We start from the raw sequence: 14,374 nt of genomic DNA on the forward strand, positions 1-14,374 counted from the left end.
ACAAATATTAAAAAATAAGTTAAAACCAAAGACAACAACTTCCGCAAATGCGGTTAAAATTACAATATAGTTAAGGAGAAAAATTATGGCTTTTGATAAAATTATCGAGTGCGTTCCAAACTTTTCCGAAGGTAGACAGAAAGAGAATATCGACCGCATAATAGAGTGTTTTAGATGTTTAGAGGGCGTTAAACTATTAGATTATAGTTCGGACGCCGACCACAATCGTACGGTTGTTACCGTAATAGGCGAGCCACAACAGCTAGCCGAAGCAATTATTAAGGCAGTTGGCGTAGCCAAAGACGTAATCGACCTAACTAAGCACAGCGGTCAACACCCTCGTATGGGCGCAACCGACGTAATTCCTTTTATTCCAATTAAAAATGTTTCGCAACAAGAAGCCAAAGATTTAAGCCTTTATGTTGCCGAGCAAATAAACAAATTATATGGTATTCCAATATTCTTATATGAAAAGTCGGCAACCTCTCCCGACAGAGAGAACCTTGCCAATATCCGTAAGGGACAGTTTGAAGGTATGACTGAAAAAATGAAACTTCCGCAATGGGCGCCAGACTTTGGCGAACGCAAACCCCACCCGACAGCAGGCGTTACGGCGGTAGGTATGCGTATGCCTCTTGTAGCGTACAATATTAATTTGGATACCGATAACTTAGAAATAGCTACTAAAATTGCCAAAAAAGTTAGATTTATCGGCGGTGGACTACGTTATGTTAAGGCTATGGGCGTTGCAATCGCCGACAGGCACATCACGCAAGTTTCTATGAATTTAACCGACTATACCCAAACGCCAATTTATATGGCAACCGAAATGGTCAAAGTTGAAGCTAAGCGTTACGGAGTAAACGTAATAGGTAGCGAGGTAATAGGGCTTGTGCCAATGCAAGCGTTAATTGATTGCGCCGAATATTATCTTCAAATTGAAGAATTTAAATCTAGCCAAGTACTAGAAAGTAATTTGTAAATATGAACTACCTTTTTATAAACGCTAGTGAACTTGTTACTTTTGTAGGTAGCGAGGCAAAACACGGCAAAGAAATGGCGGATATGCTTACAATAAAGAATGGCTGTCTTGTAACTGAGGGCGAGCGTATCAAGTCGGTATTTGCTTTAAGCGACATTGATAAGTTTGACACAAGTAATTGTAAAATTATCGACTGTACCGGAAAAACCATTACGGCAGGTTTTATCGATTGTCACACGCATTTTGTTTTTGGCGGATATCGTGAACAAGAATTTTGCGATAGACTTCAAGGCGTTTCTTATATGGATATTATGAAACGTGGCGGAGGCATAGTCAACACCGTCAATGCAACAAGACAGGCTAGTTATGACGAGCTTTATATCGAAGGGCTTAGTAGACTTAAACAATATCTTGCTTACGGCGTTACTACGTTAGAAGGCAAGAGCGGTTACGGGCTTGACGTTGATTGCGAGCTCAAACAGCTTAACGTAATGGAACAACTTGCGCTTGACCAGCCTATCGACATAGTTCAAACCTATATGGGGGCGCACGCAACGCCTAAGGAGATGTCAAAAGGCGAATATGTCGACTATATTATAAATTCGGCTTTACCAATAATCAAGAAAAATTCTTCTGCCGAATTTTGCGATTGTTTTTGCGAGGACAACGTTTTTAGCGTAGAAGAATGTAGAAAAATTTTAAGTAGAGCCAAAGAATTAGGTTTTAAGCTAAAAATTCACGCCGAAGAAGTTGTAGAGTTAGGCGGTAGCGCCCTTGCAACCGAACTTGGCGCAACAAGCGCAGAACATCTTCTAAAAATATCTAAACAAAATATAGACAAACTTGCAAGCAGCCAAGTTGTCGGCGTTCTTTTGCCGGCAACGGCATTTTCTCTTAAAGGCAATTATGCCCCTGCAAGAGATATGATTGACAGCGGTTGCGCCGTTGCGGTAGCAAGCGACCTCAATCCGGGCAGTTGTTATACAAATAGTTTGCCGTTATTAATAGCCCTTTCTACAATGTATATGGGTATGAGTATTGAAGAAACAATTTGCGCCATAACGCTTAACGCAGCTTGCGCAATTTGTCGCTCAACTAGCGTCGGCACGCTTGAAGTAGGTAAATTTGCCGATATAGCTATACACTCAGTTCCTTCGGTTAAATTTTTAAGTTACAATTTTGCCGTCAATCAAGTCGAAATGGTAGTTAAGAAAGGTAAAGTTGTCTACACAAGGCAAAAAATTTAAAAATATAATCAACGCAAACATTTAAAAGCAAATATAACATACTTTAAATTGCATAAAGGTAATTTAGAATATAAATTTAACTATACATTATTAATAGGAGAACAACTATGTTATTACAAGACTTAAATATTAAAGACTTTATCGCCCAAACAGCAAGCAACTCTCCCGTTCCCGGCGGAGGTTCGGTTTCGGCGTTATGCGCAAGCTTAGGCGGAGCGCTTGCTCAAATGGTGACTGCGCTTACAATCGGCAAAAAGAAGTACGAGCAATCTTGGCAAGAGATGGAGAAGATAGGGCAAGAGATGCAACAAGCCGAGCAAGAATTTTTGCAAGATATTGACTTAGACAGTCAAGCGTTTGACAAGGTAATGTTTGCCCTTAAATTACCCAAAGTAACGCCCGAAGAACAAGCGTTTAGAGCTGGCGAAATCGAGCAAGCCACTAAGTACGCAACCGAAGTTCCTCTTTCGGTCGCAAGACGTATTGTAAAGCTTTTTCCTAGTTGCAAGTTTGTGGCTAGTCAAGGCAATCGCAACGCAATAAGCGATATAGCTGTCGCAACAATGTTACTGCGGACTTCGACCTTAGGCGCTCTTTACAATGTTAAGATTAACCTTGCGGGGTTACCCGAAAGTCAATATAAGAGCGAAATAGAAGAAGAAGTTAAGAGATTAGAACAAATTGCCGTAACTAGCGAAAAAGAAATTTTGCAAATTGTTAATCTTTAAAATACGTTACTTTGCAGATAGTCTTGGGTATAATTGACAAAATTTTACTAAATACTTATATTATTAATGGTAGGGTATTGATATTTTATACATTTTAAGGTACACTATGTGTCTAGCAAACCAAGATGAACCAATTTATTTACTTACGGACAGATAAATAAGTCTATATAGATTATAATTAAAGGATTACTATGCAGAAATTATCATTAGAGGAAAAGGTATATCGCAAGAAGGTAGGCAAACCAAGAAAATTTATAGGCTCTATCGTAGGCGCAGTTTTTTCTAAACTTGTTAAAAAATATAATTATAAGAGCGTATATAAGGTAGACTTAAAAAAATATAACGGCAAACCGATTATGTTTTTATGTAATCACACTAGTTTAATTGACTATATGTTTGTTTGCGCCGAGTTGAAGAAATACTATCCTTGTTTAGTTTGCGGATATAACAACATAATACATAAGGCAAGATTTAAAATGATGATGTATCTTGACGTAATCGGCAAACAGCTTTATCAGCCCGACTTATCAGCCGTAAAATGTATTATGAGGGCGGTAAAAGCAAATCGCAGTATTTGCCTCTATCCGGAGGGAATACAGTCTACAAGCGGTAGCACCCACCCAATTAATCCGGCGACGACAAAACTTCTTAAAAAATTATGTATACCAATAGTACTTGTAAAAGGGTATGGCGCATATTTAACAAGACCACGCTTTTCAGCCGAACCACGCATAGGCGAAATTACTTATGTAATCGAAGAACTTCTTTCTAGTCAACAAATTATGCAAATGACCGAAGACGATATTTACAAGGTTATTTTAGAGAAATTCTCTTATAACGAATTTGAGTACAATAAAGAGAAGCGCATTAAATTTATAGGCAAAGTTCCTAACGCAAGCGGTATTGACAAAATTTTATATTGTTGCCCCAAATGCAAGAGCGAGTTTAACTTAAAAATTTCTGGCGAACATATAATATGTGACAAATGCGGTAACGACATAGTTGTCAATGAGTATTATGACCTTGTGGGCGTAAACGATTCGGTAACGCCCGATAATATTGACAGTTGGTATAAGTGGCAGAGGGCGCTTGTTTGCCAACAAATAGAGCAAGACGATTTTATGTTAGAGACCGATTGTATTCTTAAAACTGCGGACAAGTATGTTCTACACGACAACCCTCTAATGGCGGTAGGCGAAGGCAAGGTCAAACTCAACTCAAAAGGGATAAGTTATTTAGGCACTTGTAACGGCAAAGAAGTCGAGTTTTTCTTTGATATAGAGCGTTTGCCTTCCATTCCGTTTGGACCGGGCGTTGACTTTGACGTTAGATACAAGGATGATTTTTATTGTTTTGAACCTAAGCAAAACAAAAATCAAGTTGTTAAGTGGATGCTTTGTTGCGAAGAACTGCACAATAAAATAGATAGTAAATGGGCTGAGGCTAGCAACAACGCATATAGATTAAATAAATAATGGTACAAAAACATAAATTACAACTTAAAAAGAGCGATATAGCTATACTTGTTGTTACAATATCTATTGTAATAACCGTTGTGATATTAACTCTTATTTTTTGGAAAGAGGTTAAAGACCTCTTTGACCACATGCTTAACGGCGTTGAAATTGTTAAAGAGTTTATCGTCGGGCTAGGTATTAAGGGCATATCAGCAATATTTTTGCTGGTTATGTTTTGTTTTTTTATACCTTTTTTCACCTCTATTCCATTTCAAATAGCAGCAATTATCGGGTATGGTATGCCCTTTGCTACCTTACTTGTTGGCGCTGCAATAGCCATAGGCTGTCAATTAGTATTTCTATTTAATCGCAATATCAAGACATTTAGCACGCCTAAACAAACCGCAAAGCGTTTAGATATGGAAGAACGGATAGCTAACAGCAAATACAGTATATTTGTAGTTTTAATTCTTGCTTACGCTGCGCCCGGAATACCTTTCTTATTAATAGCTACTATTGCCGCCGCAAGCGGACTTAAATGGTGGAAATATACAATAATTACCACTTTTGGACCAATTCCCGATATAATAGTTACCTTGCTTATCGGCAACAACGTTGTAAACTCTTCTTCGCCTGCGCTAAGCATAGCTTTGCTTGTTGGACTTGTAATATTGATTACCACTTCAATTATATTTAAAGATAAGATTTTTGACCTTGTATTTAAACATAAAAAAGTTGTCGCTACTCCAAACGAGGCAGGTAGCGAGGGGCAAGATGGTTTACAGCAGATAGAAGCCTTAACCGACAGTAATACCGAGCTAGCCGTCGGCGTAAATTTGCAAGAGCAAGATAACGTAGAACAAATAGTCAACGTTAGTCAAATAGAGCAAGATAGAATGGAACAAGATAAAATAGCTCAACCCGAGATTGTAACGCAACAAGAGCCTGTCAAAGACGCTCTTAGCCAAGTTAAGACGGCTAAAAATATTGCAAAGGATGCAAAAGCTAAGTCAAAAAAATGATTAGCCAAATGCTACTAAACGACAATTTAGATTGTCACGCCGAGATTATAAAGATAACTAAGAATTTAGCTATCTTTTTTTGTTGTCAAAAAAAATATATCGTGATATGATACGCACTAAGGCGGTTTTTTATATGTTTACTTTTTTTAAAGACAAAGTGTATCTCAAACAAATTTTTGCATTGTCAATTCCAATAGCGTTACAAAACTTGTTTACGGCAATTTTAAATATTTTTGACCAATTAATGGTTGGTTGGCTTGACCCGGCAATCGCCGACTATTGTCTTTCCGCCGTGCTTTTAGTCAACCAAATTATATTTATGTTTCAAATTATTATGTTTGCAGTATGCAATACCGTAAACATATTTTTAGCCCAATATACTCAAAACGGCAAAGACGATTTAATACCGCACAGGGTAGGCGTGGTTCTATCAATCAACTTAGGGTTTTGCATAGCTATGACTTTGCTTTGTTATTTTGCTCCTCAAACCGTAGTTTCGATGTTTAATCCCAATGCAAACTACGCAGGTTACGCCGCAGAGTTTTTGAAGGTTGTTTCGCTTAGTTTTGTTCCAATGGGGTTGTCAATTACCTTTGGCTTTGTGCTAAGGTCTATAAAAAGGCTCAATGTTCCGCTTATAGCTATGCTTGTTGGCGTGTTATCTAATATATTCTTTAACTATATTTTGATGTTTGGCAAACTAGGTTGCGCCGAACAAGGACTCGTAGGCGCTGCGTGGGGAACGGTTATTTCCCGACTGATAGAATTTGCCTTAATCTTTGGCGGATTGTTGATATTTAAGTATCCCGTTATTGCTTCGCCAAAAAAGATGTTTTATATCGACAAAGTCTTTAACAAGCAGTATTTTAAAATGTTCTTCCCAATAGTTTGTAACGAACTTTTTTGGGTGCTTTCAACTACGGTTTTCTTATATGTTTATGACAAGCTTCCCGACAGTCAAGTTGTGCTTGCAGGCGTAAATATAGCTTCGTGCGTAGACCGCATACTTTCGGTTGCGGTGTTTGGCGTAGGTACGGCGGCGGCTGTGTTAATAAGCAACGCTATCGGCGAGCAAGACGAACAAAAATTGCAAAGATATACTAAGTATAGCGTGCAATTTGGCTTTTTTATCGGCTTAATCGCAGGAGCAATGACTTTTGCAAGCGCATTTTTTACCCCGTCGTTCTTTATCAACGTTTCTCCGCAAGCTCAAAGAGTGGCAAAAATTTTACTTATGATTTATGCGTTTACGGCAAGTCAGCGTTCGCTTAGCTTTATGCTCGTGGTAGGTATCTTGCGTTCGGGCGGAGATACTACTTACTGTATGGTTGCCGAAACAATAATAGTTTGGGCAATCGCCGTTCCGCTTGTAATGGTAGGCGGACTTGTATTTGGACTAAATATCTATATATTGCATATTTTTATTATGTTAGCCGAATTATTGAAAGTTATAACTTTCTTTTTACGCACAAGAAAATTTGACAAGTGGGTAAAGTTGAAAACAACTTAGTAAAATATACAGGATAGGTCAAAGTTAATTTTATAATATTAATCTATATTAAAAAAGAACGCTTAAATTTAGGCGTTCTTTTATGTTTAAGATGGGTAATAGATTATTTATATGTATTGCGTCCTATATATAATATTTTTAGCTAGGCGTTGTTTTAAGGTTAAATGGTTATCTTTTTAATATTAAATCTTTAACGTCTTTAACTTGTTTTTCTATCGAGGCGTTTTCTTTAATTGAAGAAGATATTTTGTCACGAGCGTACATTATCGTAGTGTGGTCTCTACCGCCAAAGTATTCGCCTATTGCCGTAAGTGGCATTGTAAGAAATTCGGTTACAAGATAAATTGCAACTTGGCGAGGCATAACTATCTCTTTATTTTTCTTTTTGCCAACAAGTTCGGCTTCTTTTACGCCGTAATAATTGCATATTTCTTCGATTATTCTTTCTAGCGTAATTACTTCGTTTTTGTCGTTAGAGTAATCTTTTAGCGCTGAGAGCACTACTTCGGTGTCGTTATAATCTCTACCGATTAGCGGGGCATAGCTAAGTACTTTGGTAAGTAGCCCTTTAAGGTCTCTTACGTTGTTAGTCACTCTTTCGGCTATTATTTGAAGAACTTCGTTATTTATATTTACATTCTCGGTAGCGCACATTCTTTGTAGAATAGCGATACGCATTTCTAAGTCGGGTTGAGCTATGTCGGCAAGCACTCCGCTTTCGAATCTTGTGCGCAAGCGTTCTTCGAGCAAGGCTATTTCTTTTGGCGGTCGGTCGGAGCTAATTATTATTTGTTTGCCTGCAAGGTATAAGTCGTTAAAAGTGTGAAAAATTTCTTCTTGCGTGCTGTTTGTCTTGGCAATAAATTGAATATCGTCAATCATTAAACAATCAAGATTGCGGTATTTATTGCGGAAGTCTTTTTTTGCGTCTATGTCGCACTTATCTCTAAAACTTTCGATTAGGTCGTTAGTAAATTTTTCAGCCGAAACATAGGCGACTTTAAGATTTTTGTTGTTTTGAGTATAGTAATTGCCGATAGCGTGCATTAAGTGAGTTTTGCCAAGACCTACTCCGCCATAGATAAACAACGGGTTATATTTGCTACCCGGTTTTTCGGCAACCGCTCTTGCTACCGCAGAGGCGTATTCGTTGCTTTTGCCGACTACATAATTGTCAAAGGTGTAGGCTCGATAGAAATTAACGCAGTCTTGATTTTGTTCGTCAAAAAAAGTTGGCGCTTCTTGCATAGCGTCACGAAATTTTTCATACATAGAAACTTCGTCGTTTAATATATATTGAACGTCATTGATTGAGGGATAGGCTTTTTTTGTAGCTTCTTTGATAGCCGTTGCGTGTCTTTTTTGAATAATATTAAGGTTAGCCTCTGTCGAAACTAATAAAACCAAAGTCTTTTCTTTGTATATACATATAGGTTCTAGCGTAGAAATAAATAAGTCGAATGGCAACGCCGACATCTTCTTCTCAATTTCTTTAAGTATTTGCTCCCAAACTTGTTTTACGCTTATCATTTTTTCTCCTTGAATTTGATGGTACATTAAATTATAACTTAAACTTGTCTTTTTTACAAGTTATTTTACAGCTAATTTGCACATTTGTAACTTCACCTAGTTTTAACATTTCTCCAAGCTAAAAGCGGTTTACTTATTTTACTTCTTACTATATAATGAAATGGCTAAATAAAAATATGGAGGAAGACAATGAAATTTGTAGATTTAAAGCTAGGGCTTAAAGACAGCCTAACTAAGACTTTTACCGATGCCGACGTGAGAAAGTTTGCCGAAGTAAGTCTTGACACAAACCCGTTGCATTTAGACGAGGAGTTTGCTAAAACAACCGTTTTTGGAAAACGCATAGTACACGGTATTTGCGTATGCGGGCTAATCTCGGCTGTGCTTGCTAATAAATTACCCGGCGCAGGCACGATTTACTTAGGACAAGAGGTGAGATTTACTGCGCCTGTTTATCTTAACGATACTATAACAGCCGAAGTAGAAGTAAGCGAACTTAGAGAGGACAAACACATAGTTAAACTCGCTACAACTTGCACAAATCAAGATGGCAAAGTGGTAGTTAGCGGTTTTGCGACTGTAAAATTTAATTAAGAGGGCAAAAATGATTTATAAATACACATTATTTAACAAACTCATTGAGGAGTTTGCAATAAACGAAGTTAAGCCCCTTGCGGCTTACACCGACGAACACGAAGAATTTCCACAAGTTACGGTAGATAAAATGGCAAAAATAGGTATGTTTGGCATAATTGTTCCTAAGGAATTTGGCGGAGCAGGCGGAGACTATCCTATGTATATCAAGGCGGTAGAAGAATTAAGCAAGTATTGCGCTACAACAGGCGTTATACTCTCCGCTCATACTTCTTTGTGCGTTGCGCCCATACTTGAAAATGGTACTCCCGAACAAAAAGCTAAATATTTGCCTTTACTTGCTAGCGGTAAATGTATCGGCGCTTTTGGTTTGACCGAACCTAACGCAGGCACAGACGCAAACAACCAAACAACAACCGCCGTTCTTCAAGGCGACCACTATGTATTAAACGGCAGTAAAATATTTATCACAAACGCAGGCGTAGCGGGTATTTACTTAGTAATAGCCGTAACCGGTCGCACTCCTAAGGGCGTAGAGCTAACTGCGTTTATTGTAGAAAAAGGCACACCCGGCTTTACTTTTGGTAAGAAAGAATTAAAGATGGGTATTCGTGGTAGCAGTACTTGCGAATTAATATTCGACAACTGCTCTGTTCCCGTTTCTAACGTTTTAGGCAAGGTTGGCGCAGGCTTTAAGATTGCTATGAAGGCGCTTGACGGCGGGCGTATTGGTATTGCTGCGCAAGCTCTTGGTATTGCAGAAGGCGCAATGCAAGAAACTATTACTTACACCAAAGAAAGAAAACAATTTAAACGCAGTATTTCGGCGTTCCAAAATACACAATTTGTACTTGCCGATTTAAAGACTAAGATAGAAGCCGGCAGAGGTTTATTGCTTCGCGCGGTTGCAAGCAAACAAGATAAAACGCCTACTATTTCGGTAGATGCGGCTATGGCTAAACTATTCTGCGCAGAAATGGCTATGGAAGTTACGACAAAAGCTGTTCAATTCCACGGTGGTTACGGATATACAAGAGAATATCCCGTAGAAAGAATGATGAGAGACGCAAAGATAACCGAGATATACGAAGGTACAAGCGAAGTGCAGAGAATGGTTATTTCCGGCGCTTTGCTTAAATGAGGTAAATTATGAAAATATTAGTATGCGTAAAACAAGTACCAAACACAACTGAAATTACAATAGACCCGATTACAAATACCTTAAATCGTGACGGTGTTCCAAGTATAATCAACCCCGACGACAGAGCGGCTATCGAAGTAGCGCTAAGTCTTAAAGACCAAACGGGCGCAAGCGTTGTTCTTGTATCAATGGGGCCTCCGCAAGCCGAAGTTGCCCTAAGAGAAGGACTTGCAATGGGCGCTGACCAAGCTTATTTAATCAGCGACCGAGCTTTTGCAGGTAGCGACACGTTAGCAACATCTACGATTATAGCCAAAGCAATCGAAAAGATAGGTTTTGACTATATTATCGCAGGCAGACAGGCAATCGACGGAGATACCGCCCAAGTTGGACCACAAATGGCTGAACACTTAAATATTCCTCAAATTACTTATTGCGCTGACTTTTCTTATGACCAAGCAAACGACAAGTTTAGAGTAAAAAGACAATTTGAAGATAGGTATCAATGGCTAGAAGTTAGCGGAAAAGCCTTATTTACCGTACTCGGCTCAGCAGTTAAACCTAGATATATGAACGTAGCCGACATTATCGCTCAGGACGACCAAACAATCAACTTGTTGACATTTGCCGACCTTGATTGTCCGCTTGAACGCATAGGTCTTGCAGGCAGTCCCACTAAGGTAAAAACGTCGTTTGCAAAACAGTTTAATAATGACAAACAGCTTGTCGAAACAACACCCGAAGAAGCGGCGTCAATTATTATTAAACAGCTTAGCGATAAGCACTTAATTTGAGGTACATTATGAAAAAAATATTTGTATATTGTGAGCAAAGAGATGGAGTTATCCAAAATGTAAGTTACGAGTTGCTAGGAGTAGCAAGAGAGCTTGCAAGCGTAAGCAATCAACAAGTTTGCGCAATGTTACTAGGTAGTGACGTAGATAAAAACGCTGAGAAGTTAATTTCTTATGGCGCAGACGCTGTATATGTAGTTTCTTCTAGCGAGTTAGCCTATTACTTAACCGAGCAATACGCCCAAGCGGTAACCCACATAATCAAGACATATTCGCCTAACATAGTACTTTTCCCGGCTACAAGCATAGGTCGTGACCTTGCCCCAAGACTTTCGGCAAGATTGCGCACTGGTCTTACTGCCGACTGCACCAAGCTAGAATGCGACCAAGACGGCAATTTGTTTATGACTCGTCCGGCATTTGGCGGTAACCTATTCGCCACAATTATTTGTCCCGACGTTCGTCCTCAAATGTCGACTGTTCGTCCCGGCGTTATGCAAAGAATAGAGCAAGATACGACTCGCAAAGGCGAAGTTATCAAGGTAACCGTTCCTTTTGACAAGTCTAAGTTTATTGTAACACTAAACGAAGAACAAAAAGAAACGAGCGTAGTAGAGAAGATTGAAGAAGCCAAGATTCTTGTATCGGTTGGCAGAGGTATGGAAAAGTCAATCGATTCGGCAACCGAACTTGCCGAACTACTTGGCGCAACTCTATCTTGTTCAAGAGCCGTAGTCGACCAAGGAATACTTCCCGTTGCAAGACAAGTTGGTCAAACAGGCAAAACCGTACGCCCCAACTTATACTTAGCGTTAGGTATTTCAGGCGCAGTTCAACACTTAGCTGGTATGAGCGACAGCGAATTTATAATAGCAATTAACAAAGACAAAGACGCTAATATCTTTAACGTAGCTCACCTAAGTATAGTAGGCGACGCTAACGCTATTATTAATTGTGTTAAGAACGAATTAAAGGTTAGAAAAGCTATAAAGCGTTTACTGTAAAAGTATTAATTAATTTTTAGTCAACACAAATGCCCAACTTTTGTAAGTTGGGCATTTATTTTTTTAATATTTAATAAATTTACGTATTGTAATGTTTTAATTTTTTAGAGATTATTTTGACGGATATAGATATTCGTAAGCGTTGTTTTTAGCCTTTTGTAGTAAGGTAAAAAACTGAGTTATTTCTTCTTGGGTAAAGTTTGACGAAATTATATTATTCCATTTTTCTTTGGCTTGTTGAATACAAATGTAGGCGTCTTGCGCTTTTTTAGTGGGAAAGAGTTGGTTAGTACGCTTGTCGGCAAGACAATTTTTTTTAATCACAAAGCCATTTTCTATTAAGTAGCTTATGGCTCTTGTCACGCTACTGCGGTGTACATTGAGGTGAGAGGTAAGTTTCTCTTGTTCTATGCCCTCAATTATGCAGATATGTAGAATATATTGAGCGTAAGAATAGTTTAACCCAAGTGTTTCAAGCTCCTTGTCAAGAAACTTTGTCGCATATCTATGTAGCACAGTATTCCACCTATGTAAGTCTTGCATAGTATCTCCTTTATAGCTCAAAGCTAAGGTAAGTATTAGAACTGTTTCTAAATTGTAGCTCGTATAGTTGCTTATATACGCCGTTAGTTTCAAGTAAACTTTCGTGCGAACCTTGCTCGATAACGTTGCCTTGACCTATTACCATTATTTGGTCGGCGTTACGAATTGTCGATAATCTGTGAGCGACTACGATTGTTGTTCTGCCTACGCATAGTTCGTCAAGCTCTTTTTGAATTATTAGTTCGGTAGTATTATCTAGCGAGCTTGTAGCTTCGTCAAGTATAAGTATAGAGGGGTCTTTAAGAAACACTCTTGCAATAGAGAGTCTTTGCTTTTGCCCACCCGATAGCCTTACGCCTCTTTCGCCGATTTGCGTATCATAGCCGTTTTCAAGCGTCATTACATATTCGTGTATATTTGCCTTTTTTGCGGCTTCTATTACTTCTTCTTCGGTTGCGTCAAGCCTACCGTAAAGAATATTTTCCTTGATTGAGCCGTTAAAAAGAAATACGTCTTGCTGAACTATGCCGATATTTTTTCGCAAAGATTGCTTGGTGACTGTTTTAATATCTACGTCGTCTATTCTAATTGTTCCTTCTTGATTAGAGTAAAAAGCAGGCAAAAGGTGACAAATGGTGGTTTTTCCGCCTCCGCTAGGGCCTACAAGAGCGAGTTTTTCGCCCGCTACCACTTTAAAGCTAATGTTATGTAAGACTTCTTTGCCTTCTTTGTAGGTAAAACTCACGTTTTCGAAAGAAATCTCGCCCTTTACGTTAGTCAATTCGGTGGCGCTAGGACTATCTTGTTCTGCGGGCTGGTCGAGTATTTCAACAAATCTTTTGAAACCGCTTACGCCGTCTTGATACTGTTCTACAAAGTTAATTATACTTGTAACCGGACCTATAAATAAGTTGACCGATACTATGAAAGTTGGGTAGTCGCCTACGAGAATAAGTCCGTTGTAAAGAAATAGTCCGCCGGCTATTAAGATAATAACGTTAAAGATATCGGTTACAAAGTTGGTCGAAGCAAAGAACTTTGCCATATATAAAAAGGCTTTTCCACGAGCTTTTACAAATTGACCATTACCGATTTCGAATTTCTCAATTTCTTTTTGCGAGTTTGTGTAGGCTTTTGTTACCCTTATGCCCGATATACTGCTTTCAAGCGAAGCGTTAATTACCGCCATTTTTACTCTTGATTCGGTAAACGCTTGATTCATTTTTTTACGCAACACTAGGGTTATTATTACAAGCGCAGGGACGCTTGCAAATACTATTAATGTTAGATAAACGTTAATTGTCATTAGATAAATAAAAGAACCTATTATCATAATGCCCGATATAAATATATTTTCTGGTCCGTGATGAGCTAATTCGCATACGTCGTTAAGGTCGTTAGTCATTCGTGACATAATTTTGCCTGTTTGGTGATTGTCGTAGAAGTCGTAAGGCAACATTTGTAGTTTCGCAAACATATCTTCACGCATATCGTGTTGCATTCTAGTGCCTACTATATGTCCATAATATTGTACAAAATATCTTAAAAGCATTCGTATTAGATAGATTACCAGTAAGGAACAGCCAAAGATTACAATTAATTGATATTTTTTGTTGGGAATTAAGTCGTTAAGCATTGACCTAGTAATAATCGGGTAGACAAGTCCAAGTAGCGATACTAATAGCGAAGCGAACATATCTAACGCAAATAATTTCTTGTGAGGCTTGTAGTATGCGATAAAACGTTTAAACATCATTTTCTCCTGAGTAAATAGTTGTTGCGTACGCAACATCATTATTATAATATCACAAGTTTGTTGCGT

13 protein-coding genes are annotated in these 14,374 nt (G+C 38.5%); 10 read left to right on the forward strand and 3 right to left on the reverse strand.

Annotation, left to right across the window (positions count from 1 at the left end):
• Positions 1-85 precede the first annotated feature (85 nt).
• From ftcD to RR062_03750, 6 genes are all read left to right on the forward strand, one after another.
• Positions 86-982 carry a glutamate formimidoyltransferase gene (ftcD, locus tag RR062_03725; GenBank protein MEG2026818.1) on the forward strand — a complete coding sequence of 299 codons (897 nt, stop codon included), beginning with the start codon at positions 86-88 and terminating at the stop codon, positions 980-982.
• A gap of 2 nt (positions 983-984) precedes the next feature.
• Positions 985-2,229, forward strand: a complete 1,245-nt coding sequence (gene hutI / locus RR062_03730; protein ID MEG2026819.1) for an imidazolonepropionase — start codon at positions 985-987, stop codon at positions 2,227-2,229.
• A gap of 107 nt (positions 2,230-2,336) precedes the next feature.
• A complete protein-coding gene (locus RR062_03735; GenBank protein ID MEG2026820.1) occupies positions 2,337-2,957 on the forward strand; it encodes a cyclodeaminase/cyclohydrolase family protein in 621 nt (206 codons plus the stop codon).
• Between the two features lie 191 nt (positions 2,958-3,148).
• Positions 3,149-4,432 carry a hypothetical protein gene (locus tag RR062_03740; protein MEG2026821.1) on the forward strand — a complete coding sequence of 428 codons (1,284 nt, stop codon included), beginning with the start codon at positions 3,149-3,151 and terminating at the stop codon, positions 4,430-4,432.
• On the forward strand, positions 4,432-5,436 hold the full coding sequence (locus tag RR062_03745) for a VTT domain-containing protein (protein ID MEG2026822.1): 1,005 nt from the start codon (positions 4,432-4,434) through the stop codon (positions 5,434-5,436). The genes RR062_03740 and RR062_03745 overlap by 1 nt, the downstream gene beginning before the upstream one ends.
• Before the next feature lie 133 nt (positions 5,437-5,569).
• Positions 5,570-6,946, forward strand: a complete 1,377-nt coding sequence (locus RR062_03750; GenBank protein ID MEG2026823.1) for an MATE family efflux transporter — start codon at positions 5,570-5,572, stop codon at positions 6,944-6,946.
• Positions 6,947-7,114: 168 nt separating this feature from the next.
• On the opposite strand, the gene dnaA is transcribed toward RR062_03750, so the two are convergent.
• Complete coding sequence (dnaA, locus tag RR062_03755) at positions 7,115-8,476, reverse strand: chromosomal replication initiator protein DnaA (protein MEG2026824.1); 1,362 nt, start codon at positions 8,474-8,476, stop codon at positions 7,115-7,117.
• A 189-nt stretch (positions 8,477-8,665) separates the two neighbouring features.
• On the opposite strand from dnaA, the gene RR062_03760 reads away from it, so the two are divergent.
• From RR062_03760 to RR062_03775, 4 genes are read left to right on the forward strand one after another with little or no spacing between them, the layout of a single operon-like run.
• A complete protein-coding gene (locus RR062_03760; GenBank protein MEG2026825.1) occupies positions 8,666-9,070 on the forward strand; it encodes a MaoC family dehydratase in 405 nt (134 codons plus the stop codon).
• A gap of 10 nt (positions 9,071-9,080) precedes the next feature.
• Positions 9,081-10,211 (forward strand): acyl-CoA dehydrogenase family protein, encoded by a 1,131-nt coding sequence (locus RR062_03765; protein MEG2026826.1) that lies wholly within the window; start codon positions 9,081-9,083, stop codon positions 10,209-10,211.
• Between the two features lie 8 nt (positions 10,212-10,219).
• On the forward strand, positions 10,220-11,005 hold the full coding sequence (locus RR062_03770) for an electron transfer flavoprotein subunit beta/FixA family protein (GenBank protein MEG2026827.1): 786 nt from the start codon (positions 10,220-10,222) through the stop codon (positions 11,003-11,005).
• Between the two features lie 8 nt (positions 11,006-11,013).
• On the forward strand, positions 11,014-12,009 hold the full coding sequence (locus RR062_03775) for an electron transfer flavoprotein subunit alpha/FixB family protein (protein ID MEG2026828.1): 996 nt from the start codon (positions 11,014-11,016) through the stop codon (positions 12,007-12,009).
• Between the two features lie 111 nt (positions 12,010-12,120).
• On the opposite strand, the gene RR062_03780 is transcribed toward RR062_03775, so the two are convergent.
• Together RR062_03780 and RR062_03785 are read right to left on the reverse strand one after the other, a co-directional pair.
• Positions 12,121-12,552: a MarR family winged helix-turn-helix transcriptional regulator gene (locus RR062_03780; protein MEG2026829.1), complete on the reverse strand. Its 432-nt coding sequence runs from the start codon at positions 12,550-12,552 to the stop codon at positions 12,121-12,123.
• Between the two features lie 10 nt (positions 12,553-12,562).
• On the reverse strand, positions 12,563-14,305 hold the full coding sequence (locus RR062_03785; protein MEG2026830.1) for an ABC transporter ATP-binding protein: 1,743 nt from the start codon (positions 14,303-14,305) through the stop codon (positions 12,563-12,565).
• Between the last annotated feature and the right edge of the window lie 69 nt (positions 14,306-14,374).

This window comes from Clostridia bacterium, assembly GCA_036654455.1.
Taxonomy (GTDB): domain Bacteria; phylum Bacillota; class Clostridia; order Christensenellales; family CAG-314; genus JAVVRZ01.